The organism is Micromonospora sp. DH14 (assembly GCF_029809455.1).
GTDB lineage: Bacteria > Actinomycetota > Actinomycetes > Mycobacteriales > Micromonosporaceae > Micromonospora > Micromonospora parva.
The window spans coordinates 54,981-77,166 of record NZ_JARVKT010000010.1 but is presented as its reverse complement, the minus strand read 5'-3'; the positions used below and the strand labels follow the sequence as shown (position 1 = coordinate 77,166).

At 71.1% G+C, this 22,186-nt stretch carries 23 protein-coding genes; 12 read left to right on the top strand and 11 right to left on the bottom strand.

Going from position 1 to position 22,186, the window contains the following annotated elements; all coding sequences use genetic code 11:
• Positions 1–46: 46 nt before the first annotated feature.
• Positions 47–2,203: an elongation factor G-like protein EF-G2 gene (locus QCZ28_RS15465; RefSeq protein ID WP_279517312.1), complete on the bottom strand. Its 2,157-nt coding sequence runs from the start codon at positions 2,201–2,203 to the stop codon at positions 47–49.
• Between the two features lie 249 nt (positions 2,204–2,452).
• Here QCZ28_RS15465 and pgsA point away from each other — a divergent pair, with 249 nt between their 5' ends.
• The 7 genes from pgsA to QCZ28_RS15430 all read left to right on the top strand — a co-directional run bounded on the left by pgsA (position 2,453) and on the right by QCZ28_RS15430 (position 8,524).
• Entirely contained in the window at positions 2,453–3,082 is a 630-nt protein-coding gene (gene pgsA / locus QCZ28_RS15460) for a phosphatidylinositol phosphate synthase (protein ID WP_030336879.1), read from the top strand.
• Positions 3,083–3,128: 46 nt separating this feature from the next.
• Positions 3,129–4,061, top strand: a complete 933-nt coding sequence (locus QCZ28_RS15455; protein ID WP_279517311.1) for a phosphatidylinositol mannoside acyltransferase — start codon at positions 3,129–3,131, stop codon at positions 4,059–4,061.
• Between the two features lie 16 nt (positions 4,062–4,077).
• Entirely contained in the window at positions 4,078–5,238 is a 1,161-nt protein-coding gene (locus QCZ28_RS15450) for a glycosyltransferase family 4 protein (RefSeq protein ID WP_279517310.1), read from the top strand.
• Between the two features lie 82 nt (positions 5,239–5,320).
• The gene (locus QCZ28_RS15445) at positions 5,321–5,824 is read left to right on the top strand and encodes a hypothetical protein (protein WP_279517309.1); all 504 of its coding nucleotides are present in this window, start codon (positions 5,321–5,323) and stop codon (positions 5,822–5,824) included.
• Between the two features lie 158 nt (positions 5,825–5,982).
• Positions 5,983–6,900: a pyridoxal 5'-phosphate synthase lyase subunit PdxS gene (pdxS, locus tag QCZ28_RS15440; protein ID WP_279517308.1), complete on the top strand. Its 918-nt coding sequence runs from the start codon at positions 5,983–5,985 to the stop codon at positions 6,898–6,900.
• Between the two features lie 7 nt (positions 6,901–6,907).
• Positions 6,908–7,510 carry a pyridoxal 5'-phosphate synthase glutaminase subunit PdxT gene (pdxT, locus tag QCZ28_RS15435; RefSeq protein ID WP_279517307.1) on the top strand — a complete coding sequence of 201 codons (603 nt, stop codon included), beginning with the start codon at positions 6,908–6,910 and terminating at the stop codon, positions 7,508–7,510.
• Between the two features lie 261 nt (positions 7,511–7,771).
• Positions 7,772–8,524 (top strand): YebC/PmpR family DNA-binding transcriptional regulator, encoded by a 753-nt coding sequence (locus QCZ28_RS15430; protein ID WP_279517306.1) that lies wholly within the window; start codon positions 7,772–7,774, stop codon positions 8,522–8,524.
• A 714-nt stretch (positions 8,525–9,238) separates the two neighbouring features.
• On the opposite strand, the gene QCZ28_RS15425 is transcribed toward QCZ28_RS15430, so the two are convergent.
• Positions 9,239–9,544 carry a hypothetical protein gene (locus tag QCZ28_RS15425; protein ID WP_279517305.1) on the bottom strand — a complete coding sequence of 102 codons (306 nt, stop codon included), beginning with the start codon at positions 9,542–9,544 and terminating at the stop codon, positions 9,239–9,241.
• Between the two features lie 632 nt (positions 9,545–10,176).
• On the opposite strand from QCZ28_RS15425, the gene QCZ28_RS15420 reads away from it, so the two are divergent.
• The 3 genes from QCZ28_RS15420 (at position 10,177) to QCZ28_RS15410 (ending at position 11,982) form a co-directional block, all read left to right on the top strand.
• Positions 10,177–11,079, top strand: a complete 903-nt coding sequence (locus QCZ28_RS15420; protein WP_279517304.1) for a helix-turn-helix transcriptional regulator — start codon at positions 10,177–10,179, stop codon at positions 11,077–11,079.
• Entirely contained in the window at positions 11,072–11,272 is a 201-nt protein-coding gene (locus QCZ28_RS15415) for a DUF397 domain-containing protein (RefSeq protein WP_279517303.1), read from the top strand. Before QCZ28_RS15420 ends, QCZ28_RS15415 begins: the two co-directional genes overlap by 8 nt.
• A 92-nt stretch (positions 11,273–11,364) precedes the next feature.
• On the top strand, positions 11,365–11,982 hold the full coding sequence (locus QCZ28_RS15410; RefSeq protein WP_279517302.1) for a DUF402 domain-containing protein: 618 nt from the start codon (positions 11,365–11,367) through the stop codon (positions 11,980–11,982).
• Between the two features lie 12 nt (positions 11,983–11,994).
• On the opposite strand, the gene QCZ28_RS15405 is transcribed toward QCZ28_RS15410, so the two are convergent.
• Entirely contained in the window at positions 11,995–13,068 is a 1,074-nt protein-coding gene (locus tag QCZ28_RS15405) for a helix-turn-helix domain-containing protein (protein WP_279517301.1), read from the bottom strand.
• Positions 13,069–13,318: 250 nt separating this feature from the next.
• Here QCZ28_RS15405 and QCZ28_RS15400 point away from each other — a divergent pair, with 250 nt between their 5' ends.
• Positions 13,319–14,365 carry a peptidoglycan-binding protein gene (locus QCZ28_RS15400; protein ID WP_279517300.1) on the top strand — a complete coding sequence of 349 codons (1,047 nt, stop codon included), beginning with the start codon at positions 13,319–13,321 and terminating at the stop codon, positions 14,363–14,365.
• Positions 14,366–14,408: 43 nt separating this feature from the next.
• Here the strand turns inward: QCZ28_RS15400 and QCZ28_RS15395 are convergent, their stop codons facing one another.
• Positions 14,409–14,615 (bottom strand): hypothetical protein, encoded by a 207-nt coding sequence (locus QCZ28_RS15395; protein WP_279517299.1) that lies wholly within the window; start codon positions 14,613–14,615, stop codon positions 14,409–14,411.
• A gap of 552 nt (positions 14,616–15,167) precedes the next feature.
• On the opposite strand from QCZ28_RS15395, the gene QCZ28_RS15390 reads away from it, so the two are divergent.
• Complete coding sequence (locus QCZ28_RS15390; protein ID WP_279517298.1) at positions 15,168–15,332, top strand: hypothetical protein; 165 nt, start codon at positions 15,168–15,170, stop codon at positions 15,330–15,332.
• Positions 15,333–15,779: 447 nt separating this feature from the next.
• Here the strand turns inward: QCZ28_RS15390 and QCZ28_RS15385 are convergent, their stop codons facing one another.
• From QCZ28_RS15385 to QCZ28_RS15355, 7 genes are all read right to left on the bottom strand, one after another.
• Positions 15,780–16,841: an ABC transporter permease gene (locus QCZ28_RS15385; protein WP_279517297.1), complete on the bottom strand. Its 1,062-nt coding sequence runs from the start codon at positions 16,839–16,841 to the stop codon at positions 15,780–15,782.
• The gene (locus QCZ28_RS15380) at positions 16,838–17,731 is read right to left on the bottom strand and encodes an ATP-binding cassette domain-containing protein (RefSeq protein ID WP_210866836.1); all 894 of its coding nucleotides are present in this window, start codon (positions 17,729–17,731) and stop codon (positions 16,838–16,840) included. The genes QCZ28_RS15385 and QCZ28_RS15380 overlap by 4 nt, the downstream gene beginning before the upstream one ends.
• Before the next feature lie 81 nt (positions 17,732–17,812).
• Positions 17,813–18,529 carry a response regulator transcription factor gene (locus QCZ28_RS15375; RefSeq protein ID WP_030336898.1) on the bottom strand — a complete coding sequence of 239 codons (717 nt, stop codon included), beginning with the start codon at positions 18,527–18,529 and terminating at the stop codon, positions 17,813–17,815.
• Complete coding sequence (locus tag QCZ28_RS15370; protein WP_279517296.1) at positions 18,526–19,851, bottom strand: sensor histidine kinase; 1,326 nt, start codon at positions 19,849–19,851, stop codon at positions 18,526–18,528. Before QCZ28_RS15370 ends, QCZ28_RS15375 begins: the two co-directional genes overlap by 4 nt.
• Before the next feature lie 113 nt (positions 19,852–19,964).
• A complete protein-coding gene (locus QCZ28_RS15365) occupies positions 19,965–20,912 on the bottom strand; it encodes a permease prefix domain 1-containing protein (protein WP_279517295.1) in 948 nt (315 codons plus the stop codon).
• Positions 20,909–21,250, bottom strand: coding sequence for a PadR family transcriptional regulator (locus QCZ28_RS15360; protein WP_279517294.1), 342 nt, complete (start codon positions 21,248–21,250; stop codon positions 20,909–20,911). Before QCZ28_RS15360 ends, QCZ28_RS15365 begins: the two co-directional genes overlap by 4 nt.
• A 278-nt stretch (positions 21,251–21,528) precedes the next feature.
• Entirely contained in the window at positions 21,529–22,149 is a 621-nt protein-coding gene (locus QCZ28_RS15355; protein WP_030336914.1) for an L-threonylcarbamoyladenylate synthase, read from the bottom strand.
• Positions 22,150–22,186: the final 37 nt, after the last annotated feature.

Genomic DNA, 22,186 nt, shown 5'->3' with positions numbered 1-22,186 from the left:
GCGCAAGATCGGCGGGGCGGGGCGGGGCGGGGCAGGACAGGGTGGGTTACGCGGGTTGTTCCTTGCGGGCCTGGTCGGCCAGGTGGGTGGGCATGGGGTCGTGGCGGACGAAGTGCCGGCGGAAGGTGCCGGTGCCGGCCGTCATGGAGCGCAGTTCGACGGCGTAGCGGAGCAGTTCGGTGGCCGGCACCTCGGCGCGGACGAGGGTGCGGCCCTCGGCGTCCGGGTCCGGTTCGGTGCCGAGCACCCGGCCGCGCCGGCCGGACAGGTCGCCCAGCACCGTGCCCACCGAGCCGTCCGGAACCCGGATGCTGACCTCGTCGATCGGCTCCAGCAGGGCCGGCTGACCACGCTCGGCGGCGTCGCGCAGCGCCAGCGCGCCGGCGGTCTGGAAGGCCGCGTCGGAGGAGTCGACGCTGTGGGCCTTGCCGTCGACCAGTGTCACCCGCAGGTCCACCACCGGGTGGCCGGCGACCAGCCCGCGCTCCAGTTGGGCCCGGACGCCCTTCTCCACCGACGGGATGTAGTTGTGCGGCACCGCGCCGCCGACGACCCGGTCGACGAACTCGAAGCCACTGCCGCGGGGCAGCGGCTCGACCTCGATGTCGCAGACCGCGTACTGGCCGTGGCCGCCGGACTGCTTGACGTGGCGGCCGTGCCCCTTCGCGGGCACTGTCAGCGTCTCGCGCAGCGACACCTTGACCGGCTCGGTGTCCAGCTCGACGCCGCCGGCACGCAGCCGGTCGAGCACCACGTCCGCGTGCGCCTCGCCCATGCACCAGAGCACCAGCTGGTGGGTCTCCGGGTTGCGCTCCAGCCGCAGGGTGGGGTCACCGGCGACCAGGCGGGCGAGGTTGCGGGCCAGGGCGTCCTCGTCGGCGCGGCTGCGGGCGACGATCGCCACCGGCAGCAGCGGCTCCGGCATCTCCCAGGGGGCGATCAGCAGCGGCTCGTCCCTGGTCGAGATGGTGTCGCCGGTCTCGGCGCTGCCCGACTTGGTGATCGCGCAGATGTCACCGGCCACGCAGAGCGACACCTCCCGCAGGGTGGCGCCCAGCGGGGTGTAGATGTGCCCGACCCGCTCGTCGGCGTCGTGGTCGGGGTGCCCGCGTTCGGCCAGGCCGTGCCCGGAGACGTGCACCGTCTGGTCGGGGCGCAGCGTGCCGGAGAAGACCCGGACCAGCGAGACCCGACCGACGTGGCGGTCGACGGTGGTCTTGACGACCTCGGCGACGAGTGGCCCGGCCGGATCGCAGCTCAGCGGCGGACGCGGTGAGCCGTCCACGCCGGTCACCGCCGGCAGCTCGTGCTCCAGCGGGGAGGGGAACGCGGCGGTCAGCACCTCCAGCAGCACGTCCAGCCCGACACCGGTCTGGGCGCAGACCGGCACCACCGGGTAGAAGTGGCCCCGGGCGACGGCCTTCTCCAGGTCGTCGATGAGCACCTCGTCGCTGATCTCCTCGCCGTCGAGGTAGCGGTCCATCAGGGTCTCGTCCTCGCTCTCGGCGATGATCCCCTCGATCAGCTCGTCGCGGGACTCGTCGATGGCCCGCTGGTGCTCCGGGTCCGGGTCGCGGACGTCGGCGGGCAGCCCGGCGCTGTAGTCGAAGACCCGGCGGGTGATCAGGCCGAGCAGACCTTCGGTGGACACCCCGTCGTCGCCGAGCATCGGCAGGTAGAGCGGCATCACGTTGTCGCCGAAGAGGCGCTGGCAGAGCGCCACCGTCTCGTCGACGTCGGCGCGGGGCTGGTCCAGTCGGGCCACCGCGACAGCCCGGGGCATGTCGACGGCGGCGCACTCCTCCCACAGCGCGACGGTGGCCGCGTCCATGCCGCCCGCGGCGGAGACCACGAACAGCGCGGCGTCGGCGGCCCGCAGCCCGGCGCGCAGCTCACCGACGAAGTCGGCGTACCCGGGGGTGTCCAGCAGGTTGACCTTGATGCCGTTGTGCAGCAGCGGCGCGCAGGACAGGCTGACCGAGCGTTGCTGGCGTACGGCCGCGGGGTCGTGGTCGCCGACAGTGGTGCCGTCGACCACGGTGCCGGCGCGACCGATCGTGCCGGTCGCCGCGAGCAGCGCCTCGACCAGGGTGGTCTTGCCCGCCCCGGAGTGGCCGACGAGCACCACGTTGCGAATCCGCTCGGGCTCGGTCACCACCGGCGTGCCGCCGGTGGAACCCTTGTCGTGACTCTTCTGCGCCATGGGGCGCACCTCCCTCAGCCGGTGGTGGTGGCGACCGCCGCGCGACGGGAAGCGGCCCGGGGCGAGTGCGCGGCGATATCCTCCGGTGGTCTGCTGCACAGCGGGAACTCAACGGGCGGACGGGTGAGCTGGCTCACCTCCCGGCTCGATCTCACACCCGTTGTCGGACAGGCACAAGCCTCCCCCGGGCGCGTCGGCGGTACCGTCCGTATCGGCGGAGCTGGGCGGACCGTTATCGTGGGGACCGCCATGGCGAAGATCTTCCAAGTGTCGGCCCGCGCGGGGATGACCCGCGTCGTCGAGCCGATTGCCCGCGCCCTGCTGCGCGCGGGCGTCACCCCCAATGCCGTCACCGTCGCGGGCACCGTTGGTGTGCTCGTCGGCGCGCTCGGCTTCGGTGCTCGCGGCCATCTGGTCGCGGGCGCGTTGATCGTCACCCTGTTCGCGCTCACCGACCTGCTCGACGGGACGATGGCCCGGATGAGCGGTGGCTCCACCCGGTTCGGCGCGTTCCTCGACTCAAGCATGGACCGGGTCGCCGACAGCGCCGTCTTCGGCGCTGTCGCGTACTGGCTGGCCACGCAGGGCAACTACTCCGGGGTGGCCGCCGCGTTGGTCTGCCTGGCCGCCGGCAGCCTGGTCTCCTACGTGAAGGCCCGCGCCGAAGGGCTCGGCATGACCTGCAACGTGGGCATCGCCGAACGCACCGAGCGGCTGCTGATCGTCGGCGTCGGCGGGATCCTCACCGGCCTGAACGTGAAGCCGGCGCTGGAGATCGCGCTCTGGCTGCTCGCCGCCGTGTCGATCTTCACGGTGGGTCAGCGGATGACGCACGTCTACCGCCAGGCCCAGCAGCTCCAGCCGGATGGTCAGGCGTGAGTGGCCTGCCGGTGACCCGCCGTCGAAAGACCGGCGGCCGAGTCGCGTGAACCTCACCGAGCTGGGCTACATCGCCGGTTGGCGGGTGATCCGCGCGCTACCCCGGCCGTTGGTGGCGGCGGCGTTCCGGGCGGGCGCGGACCGCGCCCACCGCGCCGGCGGCGGGGGTACGGCCCGACTGCGCGCGAACCTGCGCCGGGTGGTCGGCCCGGAGCTGTCCGACGCCGAGCTGGACGACCTCGTCAAGCGCGGGCTGCGCTCGTACGCCAGGTACTGGATGGAGGCGTTCCGGCTGCCCAGCCTGAGCCGGTCGCAGATCCTGTCCACCTTCCGGCTGGACGGCGCGGAGCTGCTCGCCGCCGACGTGGCGGCCGGCCGGGGCGCGGTGGTGGCGCTGCCGCACGCCGGCAACTGGGATGCCGCCGGCGCCTGGGTGGCGGCCACCGGTTGGCCGCTCACCACGGTCATGGAGCGGCTCAAGCCGGAGGGCGTGTACAAGCGTTTCCTGGCCTTCCGAGAGGTCCTCGGGATGGAGATCCTGCCGACCCACGGCGGGCCGCGCCCGGCCTTCGACGTGCTGCTGGACCGGCTCCGCGCCGGTGCGGTGGTGCCGTTGCTGGCCGACCGGGACCTTTCCGCCCGGGGGGTGGAGGTGGACTTCTTCGGCGGGAAGACCCGGATGCCCGCCGGGCCGGCGCTGCTCGCGCTGCACACCGGCGCGCCGCTCTACGTGGCCTCGATGTGGTACGAACCGGACGCCGCGTGTGCGTCGCTGGATGGCCCGCTGCCGGTGCCCGGGCCCGAGGTGGGTCCCCTGGACCAGCGGGTCCGGTCGCTGACCCAGTTGATCGCTGACCGTCTGGCGGCGGGTATCGCCCGGCATCCGGAAGACTGGCACATGTTGCAGCGGATGTGGCTGGACCAGGGAAGGTCGGGGGAGGGCGCGGCGCTGCCCTCGTCGGCCTCCGACCAGGCCTGAGGAGGTGGGCTGACGCATGCGGATCGGCATCGTGTGCCCGTACTCCTTCGACGTGCCCGGTGGGGTGCAGAACCACGTCATGGACCTCGCCGAGGCGCTGATCGCGCTGGGCCACGAGGTCAGCGTGCTCGCGCCGGCTGACGACGATTCGCCGGTGCCGGAGTACGTGGTGTCCGCCGGGCGTGCCGTTCCGCTGCCGTACAACGGTTCGGTGGCCCGGATCGCGTTCGGCCCGGTGTCGACCGCCCGGGTGCGGCGGTGGATCACCAACGGTGACTTCGACGTGCTGCACGTGCACGAGCCGCTCACGCTGAGCCTGTCGCTGCTGGCCGTGCTCTCCGCCCGTGGCCCGGTGGTGGCCACGTTCCACACCGCGATGACCCGTTCCCGGGTGCTCGCCGCCGCGCAGGGCGTGCTCCAGATCGTGTTGGAGCGGATCACGGCCCGGATCGCGGTGAGCGCGCTGGCCCGCAAGGTGCAGGTCGAGCACATGGACGGCGGCGCGGTGGAGATTCCCAACGGGGTGGCGGTGGCCAAGTTCGCCGACGCCGAGCCCTTGCCGGGCTGGCCGGGGGAGTGCGCGGCCGGCACCGGGGGCACGCTCGGCTTCCTGGGCCGGTTCACCGAGGCCCGCAAGGGCTTCCCGGTGCTGCGCGACGCGTTCGTGGCGTTGGCCGCCACCCGGCCCGGTCTGCGGTTGCTCGTCGCCGGTCCCGGTGACCCCGACGACCTGTACGACCAGTTCCCCGCCGACCTGCACGAGCGGATCACGTTCCTCGGTCTGGTCAGCGAAGCGGACAAGGCGCGCATGCTGCGCAGTGCGCACCTCTACGTCGCACCGAACACCGGCGGTGAGTCGTTCGGCATGATCCTCACCGAGGCCCTCGCCGCGGGCACGACCGTGGTCGCCAGTGACCTCGACGCGTTCCGGCGGGTGCTCGACGGTGGGCGGGCCGGTCGGCTCTTCCCCACTGGTGACCCGATGGGGTTGCGTGACGTGCTCAGTGAGCTGCTGGACGATCCGGACGCGCGGGCCACGCTGAGTGCCTGTGGCGATCAGGTGGTGGCGAATTTCGACTGGCCGGTGGTTGCTCGGCGCGTTCTGGAGGTATACGCAGCGGCGATCGAGGCAACCGACGGGCGGGTCATCGACCAGGAGTGGGTGGGGCTGGGCTGAGCCGGGTGTGACGGATGGTGCGGCGGTGACCGGCGGGACCGGTCCGCCCGCGCCCAATCGGACGAAACGGAGCAGCACTACGATGCCGCACATGTGGTGGGTGGTGGCCGCGAGCGTGGTCGTGGGGCTGATCGCGGCGTACCTCATCTGGACCGCCGGCCGGGTCGAGCGGCTGCAGGGCCGCGCGGAGCTGGCGGCCCGGGCCCTCGACGCCCACCTGCTGCGCCGCGCGGCGGCCGCCGCGGTCCTGGCGGAGAGGCGTTTCGGCGTCGAGCTGTACGCGGCGGCACGGATCGCCCTGGACGCCGGCCCGGACGAGCGGGAGGCGGCGGAGAACGACCTCACCCGGCAGCTGCGCTCCGTCCAGTTGGACGCGGGAGATCCGGACTGCGCGGCCGTCATCGCGGCGAGTCGTCGGCTCGCGTTGTCCCGGCAGGTGCACACCGACCTGGTCCGCGACGCCCGCTCGGCGCGCAGCCGGCCGCTGGTGCGCCTGTTGCGGATGGGGCGGGGCCGGCAGTGGCCGCGCTACTTCGACATCGACGACCCGACCCTCGTCGTCCCGGCGGACGTCCCCGCCGCCTGATCCCGACGGGCGCCGGCCGCTCCCCGACGGGCGCGGGCGGCCCGGTGACCACTGCCACAGTGCAGGCCACCGGGGGTCTGATTGGCTGTCGGTCCGGCGTTGCACCCCGCGTAGCATTTTCGCTGCCACCCCACCGCAGGTCCAAGGAGCGATGACCCGTGCCCGAAAACACCGCCTCGAACACCGGTACCGCCCCCGTCGTCGGCACCGCCCGCGTGAAGCGCGGCATGGCCGAGATGCTCAAGGGCGGCGTGATCATGGACGTCGTCAACGCCGAGCAGGCCAAGATCGCTGAGGACGCCGGTGCCGTGGCCGTGATGGCCCTGGAGCGGGTGCCCGCCGACATCCGCGCGCAGGGCGGGGTGTCCCGGATGAGCGACCCCGACATGATCGACGGGATCATCGAGGCGGTCTCCATCCCGGTGATGGCCAAGGCCCGCATCGGTCACTTCGTGGAGGCGCAGATCCTCCAGTCGCTGGGTGTGGACTACGTCGACGAGTCCGAGGTGCTGACCCCGGCCGACTACGCGAACCACATCGACAAGTGGGCGTTCACGGTGCCCTTCGTCTGTGGCGCGACGAACCTGGGCGAGGCGCTGCGCCGGATCACCGAGGGTGCGGCCATGATCCGTTCCAAGGGCGAGGCGGGCACCGGTGACGTCTCCAACGCCACCACCCACATGCGCAAGATCCGCCAGGAGATCCGCCGGCTCTCCTCGCTGCCGGCCGACGAGCTGTACGTCGCGGCCAAGGAGCTGCAGGCCCCGTACGAGCTGGTCAAGGAGGTCGCCGAGAGCGGCAAGCTGCCGGTGGTGCTGTTCACCGCGGGCGGGATCGCCACTCCGGCCGACGCGGCGATGATGATGCAGCTCGGCGCGGAGGGCGTCTTCGTCGGTTCCGGCATCTTCAAGGCCGGCAACCCGGCCCAGCGGGCCGCCGCGATCGTCAAGGCGACCACCTTCCACGACGACCCGGACGTGCTGGCCAAGGTCTCCCGCGGGCTCGGCGAGGCCATGGTCGGCATCAACGTCGACGAGATCCCACAGCCGCACCGCCTGGCCGAGCGGGGCTGGTGACCGACGGATGACCGTACCCGTGATCGGTGTCCTCGCCCTTCAGGGGGACGTCCGGGAGCACCTGGCGGCGCTGACCGGGGCAGGCGCGGACGCCCGCCCGGTCCGTCGTCCGGGTGAGTTGGACGCGGTCGACGGCCTGGTCATCCCCGGCGGGGAGTCCACGACCATCAGCAAGCTCGTCGACATCTTCGAGCTGCGCGAGCCGATCGACAAGCGGATCGCCGACGGCATGCCGGTCTACGGTTCCTGCGCCGGCATGATCATGCTGGCCACGGCCGTGCTGGACGGCCGACCCGACCAGCGTGGCTTCGCCGGCATCGACATGACCGTGCGGCGCAACGCGTTCGGTCGGCAGGTCGACTCGTTCGAGGCCCCGGTGGAGATCACCGGGGTGCCGGGGGAGCCGTTCCACGCGGTCTTCATCCGGGCGCCCTGGGTCGAACGGGTCGGTGCCGGTGTCGAGGTGATCGGCACGGTGACCGGTGGCCCGGCCGCCGACCGGATCGTGGCGGTCCGGCAGGGCAACCTGCTGGCCACCTCGTTCCACCCGGAGTTGACCGGTGACCCGCGGGTGCACGCGTACTTCGTGGACCTGGTGCGGGCCGCGTGAGCGGTCGGGCGGGTCGCCATCAGGCCGGCGGGGCATGTTCTCCGGCCCCGGGTGGTTGTCCAGAGGGTCACCGGCGGCACCCCGGCGGGTGCCGGATGTGACACGCCCGGGTGTGGCCTCGGTAAGATTGCCGCGGTTCGGCAGGGCCGTCGCCCGGCGCGGGCACTTCCCGCGGGGCCGATCGGCCGCCGGATCGCCGGATGCGGCGCGGAATCGGTGCGGCAGTCGACGCAGGCGTGCAATGACAGACGGAGGTAGAAGATGTCCGGCCACTCAAAGTGGGCGACGACCAAGCACAAGAAGGCCGTCATCGACGCCAAGCGCGGCAAGATGTTCGCCAAGCTGATCAAGAACGTCGAGGTGGCCGCGCGCACCGGCGGCGGTGACCCCTCGGGTAACCCGACGCTCTTCGACGCCATCCAGAAGGCGAAGAAGAGTTCGGTGCCGAACGACAACATCGATCGCGCCGTCAAGCGCGGCTCCGGCCTGGAGGCCGGCGGCGCCGACTGGCAGACGATCATGTATGAGGGGTACGGCCCGAACGGCGTGGCCATGCTCATCGAGTGCCTCACCGACAACCGCAACCGGGCGGCCACCGAGGTGCGGACCGCGCTGACCCGCAACGGCGGCTCGCTCGCCGACGCCGGCTCGGTGTCGTACATGTTCTCCCGCAAGGGCGTGGTGATCGTCCCCAAGGAGGGCACCACCGAGGACGACGTGATGCTCGCTGTCCTGGACGCCGGCGCCGAAGAGGTCAACGACATCGGCGAGGCGTACGAGGTGGTCTCCGAGCCGACCGACCTGATCGCGGTCCGCACCGCCCTGCAGGACGCCGGCATCGAGTACGAGTCGGCCGAGTCCTCCCTCATCCCCAGCATGAACATTCCGCTGGACGAGGAGGGCGCGCGCAAGGTCTTCAAGCTGATCGACGTGCTGGAAGACTGCGACGACGTGCAGAACGTCTACGCGAACTTCGACGTCAGCGACGACGTGATGGCGGCCGTCGACGCCTGAGGGCGCTGAACACCTTCAACGCGAGGTCAGAAAGCCGTAACGGAGGGGGCCTTCACCGGGCCCCCTCCGTTTTGTGGTTCAGTCAGGAGGTCGGCTGTCCCGACCCGGGGCACGTGCCCCTGCTGCCCATCGCCTGGTGCGGCGGACAGTTCTTGCCAGGCGCGACGCCTACTCGCGCGCCGCAGACGGAACACTGACTCTGAGGGGCCATTCGCGGACTCCTTCGGGGATTCGGTAATCCGGGTGAGGATCCGCCTCCGGTTCACGGCCGGGGCCGGATGCCACTGTCACACGGAGGTAGACCTTCGTGCCATCTGCGCAGGTGATCCGCAGCGTGGACGGCGACAGGTGAACGCCGGGGTACGCGCACGTCTCCCACGTCGTGAAGATGGGTAGGCGCGCGTAGTCGAGCAGTTGTGTGGCGAACGCGAGCATTCGGCTTGCCCGCTGCGTAGGCGGGGGCATCTCCGCCGGGAGCGGCTTCGGAGCCGGAACGGGGCGTGGCTCCTCGGCAGCCCACAACAGGGCGGACGAGCCAGATCGATACATGACCTTGACACCGGGGGGGGACTGCCCACCCGGGCTGATGTCCCCGCCGTAGCGCGTTACCGCCGTGATGTCGGGGTGCTCGCTGGCACTGATAAGTGCCGCGATCGCGTCTAAGGCTTCGGTCACCTGCATGTATCGACTCCATTTCCCGCACGTCAGAGCAGCTCAGCCGGCGCGACCCAGTCTAGGTGTGGGCGAGGGCGGCGCCCTCGCCCGCCTCGCCAGGCCGGCTGACAGTCTTCGTAGCTCGGCCGGCTGCACGAAGATGGTTCGGCGGGCGACAGCGTCGCCCCTGCGGTTCACTTCGTAGCCGTCCAGCCAGGCCCATCCGTCGTAGGTGGGCCAGTCGAGCATTTTGATGACGCGGAAGGTGATGGGCCGCATGAACTGGATCGACGCGGCTCGGGTGACGTAAACAACCTCGCCCGCTTTGAGGTCAGGCACCGGCAACCGTTCCGAGGTCCACGGCATCCGGCTCAAGCCGGGCTGGCGGGTTGTCCCGGAGAGCCTGCACCCGGATTAATACCGCGCGTTCTTGGAACGCCCTGCCGTCCGGCCACAGCTCCACGCCGTGGAGTTGCACCCACTCAAGGGCCAGCAGGTCGGCGTTTCTCGGGACGTGAGTGACCCGAAAGTGGAGCCGATCACTTCCAAAGCAGTAGTCGGCCGGGCTGATGGTCAAGACGTCACCAACAGCCACCAGGGGCCAACGTGCGGGTAGGGCAGCGGAAAGGCCATCGCTCACCGCGTGTTCCGCCGCATCCGCCTCGTCCGGTGTTCCCCGGCCCGGGTGAGTAAGGGCCGCTCCCACAGGGCGGTCGTGGGTGCGTTCCACAGATGGGCCGGTTCAACTGAGGGTGAGGGCGGACCGTAGCCGTATGCGCCAGCCCGGTGCCCGTACACAGGTTGTTCGACCACGTCGATGGGGTCGTTCTGCCGTTGGAACCACTTCCATCTTCCCATGTCATACCTCCCGTGTTGCTGCCGTCGCTGACAGCCACGATCCGGGAAAGTCGATGGAGTGTGCAACACTCCGCGTGAGACATTCACGAAGAGACAAGCTTTACGAGTCATGATGCATGCGCCGTCTCAAAGCAGGTCGGATGACGGCTCAGGATGAGACAGGGAGGATGGTGCCGATGGGTGACGCGGGATCGACGGTGCCGAGGCGGGAGCTTGGCCGGCTGCTGCGGCAGACCCGGGAGCAAGCCGGCATCGGTCTTGAGGCAGCGGCCTCCGACCTTGAGTGGTCGCGCGCCAAGATGTACCGCATCGAGTCGGGGCAAACTCCCATCCGTGCCCTGGACGTTGATCAGATGTGCCGGCTCTACAGGGCTACTCCAGGCATGACGGAAGTCCTCGTCAGCCTCGCCAAGGAATCAAAGAGCAAGGGTTGGTACCACGCCTACGGCGAGGTGATCCCGCGTTGGTTCGAGCTGTACGTCGGCCTTGAGTCGGCGGCCAGCCGTATCCGTAGCTATGAACACGCTGTTGTGCCAGGGCTGTTGCAGACCCCCGAATATGCCGATCAGGTGGTTCGTACGCGTCCGGCCGTCACCGACGACGAAGCGGCAAAGCTAGTTGAGCTGCGCATCGAGCGTCAGCGGCTGCTAACCCGAAAGCGACCTGCCGCTCCCGCGCTGGACGTGATCATCGAGGAAGCTCTACTGCACAAGGACGTGCCGGGCATGTCGGCGCAGATAGACAAGCTTGTGCGGGCCAGTGACGCGTCCAACGTCTGCGTGCGGGTCCTTCCCCTCAGGGGCGCGATCACGCAAGTAGTGGTGTCTGGCGGGTTCGTCATCCTTGATTTCCCGACGACCGAGGCGAGGTCTGCTGAGCCGACGACGGTCTACAACGAAGGTCTTTCGGGTGCGCTCTACCTCGACCGGTTCGAAGAGGTCAGAGCGTACGCGGAAGTTTGGAACGCCCTCACCGCCCAAGCGTTGAGCGTTGAGGAATCCCGGAAGCTGATGCAGGGGATCAAGGAGAGGCACCATGTTTGATCTGACCAGCGCTCGTTGGCGCAAGAGCACCCGGAGCGGGGCACAGGGCAACTGTGTGGAGGTCGCCGACAACCTCCCCGGCATAGTCGCCGTTCGGGACAGCAAGGACCCGGACGGCGGATCGCTGACCTTCGGGCAGGCATCGTGGCAGAGCTTCGTCAACCTGGCGAAGGTGATCGGCACCGCGCGCTGATCACCGAGAAGTAGGGCAGGGTGGACGCCGTGACATCGTGTCGGTCCTGACGTCACCGAGCCCTCGGTGGAAAGAGTGCGGAGGTGGAAGTGGTGACGGACCGGTTCGCGCCCGGCGACACAGTGGTGCGGCGTGAGGTGCTGCGCGGCGAGGTGTGGTTCGCCTGCCCGACGATCTGTGTCGAGGACTCGCCCGACCTGCTCGCGCTCTACCTTCAGCCGGGCGCCGAGTTCGGCTTCCCGGCGGCCGGCGTCTTCCCGTGCGGGAGGCACCCGTGGGAGACCGCCGGGCACCGCTCCTGGTCGGGGCACGGAAAGTTGATGCTGCAACGCCCCGGTGAGGCGCACTCGATCGACGTGTTCTGGACGGGGCCGGGTCGCGACTTCGCCGGCTGGTACTTCAACCTCCAGGACCCGGTGCGGCGTACCCCGATCGGGGTGGACACCCTGGACCACGAGCTGGACCTGTGGTGGGGTGCGGACGCCGACCGGTACGTCTGGAAGGACGTGGAGTTGTTCGCCCAGCGCCTCGTCGAGGGGCGCTACCCGGGCATGGGTGACGAGATCCAGGCCGAGGGCGATCGGATCGCCGCGCTGCTCGACGCCGGTGAGCGGTGGTGGGACCTGGCGTGGGCGACATGGCAGCCCGACCCGGCCTGGTCCGCGCCGCCGCTGCCGGCCGGTTGGGACCGGGTACCCCCGGCCCGCTGAGCGGCCCTCGACTCAGCGGCCCGGCAGTGTGTCGACCAGGAACACCTGGTCCGCGCCGTCGGTGCACGGCTCGGCCAGCGCCTCGGCCGAGACCTCGGTGTCGTCGTCGCGCAGGCCGACGCACAGGTCGACGTCGGCCGGCCGGATCCGGTACGCGGTCGGCGTCGATCCGGTCGACTCGAACCGGAACAGCCGGGACGAGGTGGTGGAGCAGTCGTTCACGGGTTCGAGCATGTTCCGCCCGGGATCCTCGTCCCGGACGCTGAGGCACCCAACCCCGTGCGCCGGGTGGTTCCACTTGATGAAGTACACCCCGTCCGACACGGGCTCCAGGTAGGTGTCCGGTGGGGTGGCCTCCGCGCAGGGACGCTGAACCGCCACCTCGTGCGGGTACCGGCCGGTGCGATCCCGCCCCTCGGTGACACAGAACTGCGGACTTCGGGCGGGCCGGATCTGGCTCAGCCGCGCGCTCGGCGCGAGCGTGGCGCCGGCACTGCCGTCCGGTGTGGCCGGCTGACCGGCACTACCGTCCGGTGTGGACGTCGGGCTGGCGCTCGCCGAAGTGGTCGACTCGCCGAGCGGCGTCGTTCGCTGCTTGTCGTCGGGCCGCTGGATCCAGACACCAATGCCGAGCGCGACCAGCAGGGTGCCGACGAGAGACAGCGCCAGCGGCAGGGGTTGCGTGAGCCACCGCGAACGGGTCGCGCTCCCGTCCACCACTCCCGGCACGGTGGTCTCGGGCGACGGGTGGTCGGGAGCGGTGCGGTCCGTGGACGGTGGGTCGGGCGTGGGCGACTCCGGTGCGTAGGCGCCCACCGCGAGGCGGTGCCGCGCCCGCAGCCACACCTCGACCTCGTCGCCGGCACCGCAGGCCCGGACGAAGGCGGCCACCACCTCGGGTCGCGGCAGCGTGTTCCGACGGACGACGTCCGCCGCGGTGCTGCGGGCCAGCACGTCACCGGCCGCCGCCGCGCGTTGCTCCAACTGGCGGTACGTGAGCCGGGACCGGTCCTTGAGTTGGCGTAGCAGGTCGACGAACTCGGCCGGGTCGGCCGCCTCGTCCGGTCGTCGTTCCCCCGTGGACATCGCCCGATTCTCCTGACCGTACAGCCGTGGGGGCAAGGCGGGGTCCAGCGACTGTCCGAGATGGTCGGACAAAACCCGGACAGGTGGCCCTGAACTGCGCGGACAGCGCGCCGAGGCGGTCAGGCCATTGTTCCGGCCAACGGCGTTCCCTAGCGTCTCCCTCGATGGCCGCGCCGCTGACGGCGTACGGCCCACGGGTTCGGACCGGCACCGGTCCGGACCTGACGACACCAACGAACTGGGGGATTCGATGGATGACGCTGCCCTGGATCTGGCGCCGCAGGCGACCACTGCGGGGGAGTACGTCGCGTTGCTCCGAGACGTCCGTCGGCGCTCCGGCCTGACCTACCGGGAGATCTCCCGCCGGGCCTCGGCCAGCGGACACTGGCTTCCAGCGAGCACGCTGGCCACGATGCTGGGGCGGAGCACCCTGCCCCGGGAACGTACCGTCGTGGCGTTGCTGGCGGCCTGCGGTACGACGGTCGGCGAGGTCGAGCGGTGGTTGACGGTGCGGCGTGACATCGAGGCCCACCTCAGCGAGCGGGACCGTGTGGCGGTTCAGGGGACGGCGACCACCACGGCCCCGCCGGCAGACCCGACCCCGCCGGCGGACCAGGCCCCGCCTGCCGGACCGGTCCCACCGGAGTTGGTGTCACCCGACGTGCCCCGGTCGGCGCGCCGACGCCTCCGGCTGGCGGCGGTCGCGCTGCTCGCCGTGCTGACGGTCGGCGCGGCCGGGACGCTGCTGCCGCGCGCCACCCCCACGACGGACGACGCGCCGGCCGACGACTGCCCGGTCGTCCTGCGCCAGGGAATGTACGGCCCGTGCGTGCAGAGCCTTCAGGAACGGCTGGTGGCGGGCGGACTGTTCGTGCCGGTGGACGGCTGGTTCGGCCCGGACACCACCAGCCGGCTGATCGCCTTCCAGGTACTGGGTGGCCTGCCGGTCAGCGGCACCGCGGACGGCAGGATGCTGGACGAACTGTCGGGCGATCTGGTGGCGGCCAGGTGGCCGGAGGAGCGGGTCGGAACGTACGTGCGGAAGGCTTTCCCGGAGGATCCGATGGCAGCGGTGCAGGTGGCGCGGTGCCTGTCCGGGCTCGACCCGTACCGGGTGGAGATCGCCGCGGACGGGTCACGGCACTGGGGGGTGTTCCAGTTCAGCGACGTGGAGTTGTCCCGCCTCGGCGTCGACCGTCGGACCGCACTGGACCCGGTGTGGAACGTCCGGGCCGCACGGGACGTGTGGTCGCGTACCACCAGCTTCGAGCACTGGGACTGCACCCCGTTGCCGTGATCCGGACGGGGAGCAGCCCGACTGAACTACACCGACTGACGAATCACGGGCGCAGGCGGTTCGCGAAGAGCCGGGCGTTGGCCAGGATGCCGAGCTTGCGCTGCTCCGCCACGATCCGGGTGTGCGCGAAGAGTTGGCCCGGCGGCTTGTACGTGCCGCCCAGGTCGTTGGCCCAGAAGAACGCGATCTGCGTCTGGTCAGCGGTCCGTCGTGCCGACGTCCGACCGCCGTAGTCGCGGACGTCCTGCACCGGGTACGCCGTGTCGTTGTCGAAGCCGTCGTTGGCACGGGCCTGAAGGTTGGCGGCGGCCGCCGCCGCGCCGACGGTGTCACCCGGGCAACCTCGGCGGCGTTCACCCCGGACGGCCGCAGGGCGACAGCGCCGGCGAGAGCCTGCGAGTAGGACTGGCCCTGCCCGCCGTAGAGGGCGGTCAGCACGTCGTACGCGGCACGGTCGATGGCCGCGTGCAGGGACGGTGCCACGACGTTGTCCATGGTGCCCGGGTAACTGACCGGCACCCGTACCCGATAGGGGTTGCCCACTCCGGTGACCGAGACGGCGGCGTCGTGCATCGCCGCGTGCAGGATGGCCGCCTCCCGCGACGAGGTTGTGGGTGGCAGGTCCAGCGCCCGGTAGGTGGCCAGCAGGACACCGTTCCAGTACAGGATCGGGTCGGTGGCCGGGTCCACGGCCAGCGGGGTCAGCGAGATGTTGTCCAACCGGACCGTCGAGGCGGCCTGACCCCCGAAGTGGAACAGCAGCACCGCCTTCGGGTCATCGAACGGGGACGCGAAGTCAAAGGTGAACCGACGCGTCGTGGGCGTCAGCGCGACGCTCTGGTCGACGGCCGAGGTGAAGGGCGTGTCCACCCGGGAGACCGAGACGCGCACGGAACGGTTGACGTCGGCGGAGGCGTCGAACTGCAACCGGTACGGCTGCGCGGCCGTCACCCCGAACTCGAAGTGACCGACCAGGTCTTCCCAGGCCGGCTTGCCGACCGTCGAGCTGGTGCGGACGCGCAGTTGACCGGCGCTGACCGTGGTGCTGGTCGAGGCGAGCCGGGTCCACCAGGGCTGGGTGCTGCCGCTGTCGAACGTGCCGTTGAGGATGAGGTTGGCGGCGGCGGCGGCGGCCGGCGCGGGGCGAACGAGGGCGGTGAGGGTGCTGGCGAGGGCGACCGCGAGCAGCATGCTGAGCAGACCACGGAGTTGCCGTGCGTTGATCGGTGGGGACATCGAGAGCCTTTCCGGTCCGGAAACCGGCCACGACCAGGTCGCCGCCGTGGGGTTCGGCTCACCATAGGAGCGTTCGCGCTGTTCACGGCCTCCGAACAATGCTCGGAACGGTGCCGTACGGCAGCGGGCGCCGGCATCCGATCAGGACACCGACGCCCGCAGGGGCGAACCGTACTGCTCAGCCGATGGTCTCCCGTTCCCGCCAGGCGGTACGCAGCGAGGTCCGGCCGTTGGTGCGCAGCAGCGAACCCTCGTACACCCGGGCCCCGGCGAGCAGGAACGCACCGGCGGCGGCCAGCAGGATGACCAGCGAGACGATCGGTTCCCAACCGGCCGCGTCACCGGTGAACAGTCGCAGCGGCATGGCCGTGGGCGACGAGAACGGCAGATAGGACAGCACCCGCATCGCGGTGTCGTTGTCGTTCAGGAAGATCACCGCGAAGAACGGCAGCATCACGGCGAACTGCACCGGTGTCGACACGGCGGCGATGTCCTCCTGCCGGTTGGCCAGCGCGCCGGCCGCCGCCCACATCGCGGCGAGCAGCACGAAACCGATGAGGAAGAACGGCACGAACCAGCCGATCGCCGGGGCGAGCAGGGTGAGCAGGCCCCCGCTGTCACCCATCTGCAGCCCGATCACCGCCACCGCCGCGATCAAGGCGATCTGCGCGAACGCCAGGATCGCGCCGGCCACCACCTTGCCGGCCAGCAGGGCCCGGACCGGCACGGCGGCCACCAGGATCTCCACGATCCGGGTCTGCTTCTCCTCGGTGACGCTCTGCGCGATCTGCAGGCCGAAGGTCTGCGAGGTGATGAAGAAGACGAACGCGAAGACGAACGGCACCAGGAACGCCACCACGGGGTCGACCGCGTCCGGGTCGAGCAGGCGTACGGTCGGCTGGCTGCTCAGGGCCCGCACCACGTCGTCGGGGGCCTCGTCCATGGCCACGACGGCTGGTCCGGTGACCACCGCGGCGTCCACGTCGCCGTCGCGGACGGCCCGCTCGGCGGCCCGGTCGTCGGGGACGACCTGGACCTCCAGCCCGGCGGCGCGCAGCGGCGCGGCCACGCTCTCGGTCGCCGCGACGGTGGACGGCCCGCCGGCGAGCAACGGCGGCAGGATGGTGCCGGCCGCCGCGATCAGCAGGAAGAAGAGGGTGCCGAACAGGAAGGTGCGGTCGCGGAGCTTGACGCGGATCTCGCGTTCGGCGACCAGCCGGGTGGCCTGGGTGACGTTCACTGGGTGACCTCTCGGAAGATCTCGGTGAGCGAGGGGCTGACCGGGCGGAAGGCGCGGACCGGGCCGCGGGCGAGAGCCGCCTGGAGGACGGGCTGTTCGTCGGCGCCGGCCGGCAGGTCGAAGACCACCCGGGGGCCGTCCAGCTCGACCACTGTCACCCCGGGGTGGTCGCGTACCCAGCCGGCGTCGCCGGCCACCACCAGCTCGTAGCGCGGCACCGTGTACGAGTCGCGCAGCTGCTGCCGGCTGCCGGCGGCCCGGATCACCCCGTCCCCGATGATCACCAGGTCGTCGCAGAGGCGCTCCACGACGTCGAGCTGGTGACTGGAGAAGAGCACCGGCGCGCCGGCCGACGCCCGTTCCCGCAGCACGGCGACGACGGTGTCGACGGCCAGCGGGTCGAGGCCGGAGAACGGCTCGTCGAGCACCAGCACCTCGGGGTCGTGCACCAGCGCGGCGGCGATCTGGGCGCGTTGCTGGTTGCCCAGCGACAGCGTCTCCAGCAGGTCGTTTCCGCGTTCACCGAGCCCGACCCGCTCCAGCAGGGCATCGGTGGCACGCCGTGCCGCGGCGGCGTCCAGGCCGTGCAGCCGGCCCAGGTAGGCGACCTGCTCCCGGGTGGTCATCTTCGGGTAGAGGCCGCGCTCCTCCGGCATGTACCCGAAGCGTCGGCGGTCCTGCCGGGTCAGCGCCGTGCCACCCCAGCTGACCTCGCCCGCGTCGGCGGAGAGCACCCCCAGGATGATCCGCATGGTGGTGGTCTTGCCGGCGCCGTTGGCACCCACGAAGCCGGTCATCCGCCCGGCGGCCACCTCGAAGGACACGTTGTTGAGCACCTGCCGGTCGCCGAAGCTGCGGTCGACGCCGTCGAGGCGAAGCGTTCTGGTCACGCGCTGATGCTAGATCGAGTACGCCCCTGCGCCGTCCGCCCGGCGGCGGAGCGGGCGGGTCCGCCGGGCGGTGGACGCCGGTCACCCGCCGGGGCGGACCACCCCGTTCTCGTACGCGAAGACCACTGCCTGCACCCGGTCACGCAGGCCGAGTTTGGCCAGCACCCGACTCACGTGCGTCTTCACCGTCGCCTCGCCCAGGTGGATGGTCGTGGCGATCTCGGCGTTGCTCGACCCGGCGGCGAGCAACATCAGCACCTCCCGTTCGCGCGGGGTCAGCTCGGCCAACGCGGCCTCCGCGTCCGGGCCCCGGTGGGCGGTGCCGGTCGGGTCACCGGGTCGGGCGAAGGTGGAGATCACCCGGCGGGTGATCTCCGGAGCGAGCAGACCGTCGCCCCTGGCCAGCACCCGGATCGCCTCGACCAGCTCCTCCGGCGTGCCGTTCTTGAGCAGGAAGCCGCTGGCCCCGGCCCGCAGCGCGGCGAAGAGATAGTCGTCGCGGTCGAAGGTCGTGAGGATCAGCACGGCCGGCCCACCGGGCCCGTCGGCGGTGATCTGCCGGGTGGCCTCCAGGCCGTCCATCCCGGGCATCTCCACATCCATGAGTACGACGTCCGGGCGGGTGGCCCGGGCCATGGCGACGGCCCGTTCGCCGTCGGCGGCCTCACCGACGACCTCGATGTCGTCCTCCACCTCCAGGATGACCCGGAAGCCGGTACGGACCAGGTGCTGGTCGTCGGCGAGCAGGACCCGGACCGTCGGGCCGGTGTCCGGTGTGTGGTGTGCCGCAGCGCTCATGCCGACGGCCCCGCGCCTGCTGCCGCCTGCTGCCTGTCGCTCGGCTTCGGCTGCGGGGTGACCGGGGCCGCCAGGGGGAAGCGGGCGCGTACCCGCCAACCGCCGCCGGCCCGCGGCCCGGCCTCCAGGTCGCCGTCGTGGGCGCCCACCCGCTCGCGCATCCCGATCAGTCCCAACCCGACGGTGTCGGCCCGGCCGCCGCCCCGTCCGTCGTCGGTCACGTCGACCTCCACCTCGCGGGCCAGGTAGCGGACCCGCACGTCCAACAGGTTCGCTCCGGCGTGCTTCAGGGTGTTGGTCACCGCCTCCTGCGTCACCCGGTAGGCCGCCTGCGAGACGGACGCGGGCAACGTGACAGCGTCGCCGTACACCCCGAGGGTGGTCGTCAGCCCGGCGGCGCGCGCCCGCTCGACGAGTTCGTCGATCCGTTCCAGGCCGCCGGCCGTCGGCGGCGCGGCGTCGGTGCCGGCGGAGGTCCGCAGCACGCCCAGCATCCGACGCAGCTCGTCGACGGCGGTGCGGGCGCTCTGCTCGATGGCGGTCAGTGCCGTGCGGGCCTTGCCCGGGTCGCGGTCGAAGACCCGGCGGCAGGCGGATGCCTGCACGCCCATCACCGACACGTGGTGGGCCACCACGTCGTGCAGCTCCCGCGCGATCCGGACCCGTTCGCCGAGCACCGCCCGCTCCCGGGCCTCGGCCTGCGACCGGCGCAGGTCCTCGGCCTGGGTGCGCAGTTCGTGTTCGCGCCGCGCGGCCACCCACGCGGTCTCACCGAAGAAGTACGCGAAACCGAACACCAGGACGTTGAGCAGGACGCCGGTGACCATCGCGGCGAGCACCGGCGGCACCGGTCCGACCGCACCGGCGAAGGCATCCGCCGGAATGTGGTCGATCATCACCGCGTAGTAGACCCCGAGCCAGGCGAACATCGTGGCGATCACCCCGACCCGCAGTCGGCGGGACAGCTGGCGGTCCTGCCCCCACGCCCCGACTGTGTAGATGGCGCAGAACAGGGCCCAGGGGGAGAACTGCGTCTCGGGCGCCGATCGTGCCTGCGCGGCGATGAACATCACCGCGACGACCAGCAGGGTGGCGGCCGGCCATCGTCGTCGCCAGATCAGCGGCAGGGTCACCGCGACGGTCCAGAACAGTTGCTCCGGCCCGGACGGCGGCGGGCCCAGCAGGAACGCCCCGGTGCTGCGGGCCAGGGTGAGGCTCACCAGGGCCAGCCCGGTCATCCCCAACCCGAGCCACAGGTCGTTGCGGCGCTGCTCGGCCGTTGGACCGGGGCGCTGCCATTCCCCCTGCGGTGCGGCGGTCATCCGAGAACGATGCCACGTGCCCGCCCGGGCGGGGCCGGCGGGCGGGTCGGTGCCGGCCAACGGGCGGCGGCCCGGCGCGGGGTACGCGCCGGGCCGCCGTCTGAGGGTGTCGCTCACGCCGTCTGGCGTCGGGTCTTGATCGCGGTGTCGATCAGGTCCCAGACCACCACCACCGCCGCTCCCACCGCGATCGCCGCGCCGAGGACGTTTCGGTTGTCCGCGTCCGCCAGCCAGCTCAGCCGCTCGGCCAGGGCCGGGTTGAGCAGCCGGTCGGAGAGCGCCAACCACACCAGCGGCACGGAGAACGCCAGGTTGAGCAGCACCTTGGTGCCGAAGAGACGCCAGGTCCAGCGTCCGATCCGGTACTTGACGATCTCGAAGATCACGCTGGCGACCAGCACGACGATCAGCGCCGGCAGCCAGAACGACCAGAGAGCCGGGTCGAGGATCGCGATGTTCTCGCCGTCGGTGCCGCGCACCCAGGACTGGAAGTGCTGGATGGGCAGGTACGCGATGGTCGCCACCAGCATGACCACCGAGGCGATGGTGTCGGCGAGCGGGATGCCCCGGTGCACCGGGGCGTCGGGCAGCTGGTCGACAGTCCAGTCCGGCAGGTCCACCGCCGTCTGGGAGCGCTCGATGATGGCGAAGGTCAGGGTGAGCCAGAAGGCGATCTGCACCGCCACCTGCAGGGCGACGACGAGGCCCGGCCCGATGGCCCCGAAGCCCTTCCCCTCGGCCGCCTCGACGATGGTGACGATCGTGCCGACGAGCGCCGGGATGAAGCTGAGCAGCAGTTTCAGCAGCCGCAGCCAGAGCAGGTAGTAGGTCGGGCCGATGAGCTGGAGTCGACGGTCGGCGTACCGGGCGGCCAGCACGTCCGGGTTGCCCAGCTCGGTCAGCACCTCCCGCTCGGCGGTGGTGGCGTCCTGCCCCCCATCGGTCCGACCCTCGATCATGTCCTCGATGGAGGCGCGCAGCTCGGTGGCGATCTCGTCGCGGCGCTGGGCGGGCACCGAGCGCAGGGTGGCGGCGAGGTAGCGGTCGGTCAGGGTGTTCATCGGTCCACTCCTTGGATCAGCCCGGTGATGGAGGTCTGCACGGCGGCGAGGTCGTCGAGAAGTCGGCTCAGCATCGACTCGCCCTCGTCGCTGGTCCGGTAGAACTTGCGCGGCCGGCTCTCCGCGGTGTTCCACTCGCTGGTCAGCAGCCGCTGGTCCTCCAGGCGGCGCAGCAGCGGGTAGAGCGTGTTGGCGTCGACCGGGAAGCCGTGGTCGGTGAGCCGTTGCAGCAGTGCGTAGCCGTAGTCCGGCCGGCGGAGCGCGACCAGGCTGGCCACCACGACGGTGCCTCGACGCAACTCCTGCAGGTGCGTCCGTAGAACATCCTCGCTAACCATGTGTCACACCATACTGTGTGCCACACACTATTGTCCAGGACGATAACGTCGCGTCTGCCGGGGTGTCGGGCGCGACCCGCAGTCCCGCGCGGAGCTGGGGCCGGGAGGATCTTTCGCTCCCTTTGCTCTGCTGCTGCGGATGCGCCAGCGCGGTGCCGCAGGGGGGTGGTGCGTAACCGGCAGCAGAGCAAAGGAGGTGCGCACGCACAGTGGCCCGGCGCTCAGAGGCCGCCGGGCCAGGTGATCGAAGTGGTGACGCGCGCGCCGCGTCGAGCGCGTTACTCGAAGCGGGACACGTCCCCGGCGCCCCGACGCAGAATCTCCGGCTCGGGCCCGGACAGGTCGATCACCGTCGTCGGCTCCATGCCGCAGTCGCCGGCGTCGAGCACCGCGTCGAGCTGGTGGTCGAGCCGCTCCTTGATCTCCCAGCCCTGCGTCATCGGCTCCTCGTCGCCGGGCAGGACCAGCGTGCTGGACACCAGCGGCTCGGCCAGCTCGGCCAGCAGCGCCTGGGTGACGACGTGCCGGGGCACCCGAACACCGACGGTCCGCTTCTTCGGGTGCAGCATCCGGCGGGGCACCTCGCGGGTGGCCGGCAGGATGAACGTGTAGCTGCCCGGGGTGGACGCCTTCACCAGCCGGAAGACCGAGTTGCTGATCTGCACGAACTGCCCGAGCTGCGCGAAGTCGTGGCAGACCAGGGTGAAATGGTGCCGGTCGTCGAGGTGCCGGATCTGCCGGATGCGGTCGAGTCCGTCCTGGTTGCCCAGCTGGATGCCGAGCGCGTAGCAGGAGTCGGTCGGGTAGGCCACCAGCCCACCGCCGCGGATCAGGTCGGCGACCTGGCCGATGACCCGGGGCTGCGGGTTCTCCGGGTGCACGTCGTAGTACCTCGCCATCCTGGAGAGCCTAGGCCCATCCGGGGACGATCAGGAG

Excerpts from the sequence above, each read along its gene's own strand:
- QCZ28_RS15370 (WP_279517296.1), bottom strand. The coding sequence starts at position 19,851 with ATGACCGCCGCACCGCAGGGGGAATGGCAGCGCCCCGGTCCAACGGCC.
- QCZ28_RS15450 (WP_279517310.1), top strand. The coding sequence starts at position 4,078 with ATGCGGATCGGCATCGTGTGCCCGTACTCCTTCGACGTGCCCGGTGGG.
- pdxT (WP_279517307.1), top strand. The coding sequence starts at position 6,908 with ATGACCGTACCCGTGATCGGTGTCCTCGCCCTTCAGGGGGACGTCCGG.
- QCZ28_RS15360 (WP_279517294.1), bottom strand. The coding sequence starts at position 21,250 with ATGGTTAGCGAGGATGTTCTACGGACGCACCTGCAGGAGTTGCGTCGA.
- QCZ28_RS15355 (WP_030336914.1), bottom strand. The coding sequence starts at position 22,149 with ATGGCGAGGTACTACGACGTGCACCCGGAGAACCCGCAGCCCCGGGTC.
- QCZ28_RS15415 (WP_279517303.1), top strand. The coding sequence starts at position 11,072 with ATGTTTGATCTGACCAGCGCTCGTTGGCGCAAGAGCACCCGGAGCGGG.
- QCZ28_RS15375 (WP_030336898.1), bottom strand. The coding sequence starts at position 18,529 with ATGAGCGCTGCGGCACACCACACACCGGACACCGGCCCGACGGTCCGG.
- QCZ28_RS15445 (WP_279517309.1), top strand. The coding sequence starts at position 5,321 with ATGCCGCACATGTGGTGGGTGGTGGCCGCGAGCGTGGTCGTGGGGCTG.
- QCZ28_RS15430 (WP_279517306.1), top strand. The coding sequence starts at position 7,772 with ATGTCCGGCCACTCAAAGTGGGCGACGACCAAGCACAAGAAGGCCGTC.
- QCZ28_RS15405 (WP_279517301.1), bottom strand. The coding sequence starts at position 13,068 with ATGTCCACGGGGGAACGACGACCGGACGAGGCGGCCGACCCGGCCGAG.
- pgsA (WP_030336879.1), top strand. The coding sequence starts at position 2,453 with ATGGCGAAGATCTTCCAAGTGTCGGCCCGCGCGGGGATGACCCGCGTC.
- QCZ28_RS15400 (WP_279517300.1), top strand. The coding sequence starts at position 13,319 with ATGGATGACGCTGCCCTGGATCTGGCGCCGCAGGCGACCACTGCGGGG.
- QCZ28_RS15465 (WP_279517312.1), bottom strand. The coding sequence starts at position 2,203 with ATGGCGCAGAAGAGTCACGACAAGGGTTCCACCGGCGGCACGCCGGTG.
- QCZ28_RS15425 (WP_279517305.1), bottom strand. The coding sequence starts at position 9,544 with ATGCCGTGGACCTCGGAACGGTTGCCGGTGCCTGACCTCAAAGCGGGC.
- QCZ28_RS15420 (WP_279517304.1), top strand. The coding sequence starts at position 10,177 with ATGACGGCTCAGGATGAGACAGGGAGGATGGTGCCGATGGGTGACGCG.
- QCZ28_RS15365 (WP_279517295.1), bottom strand. The coding sequence starts at position 20,912 with ATGAACACCCTGACCGACCGCTACCTCGCCGCCACCCTGCGCTCGGTG.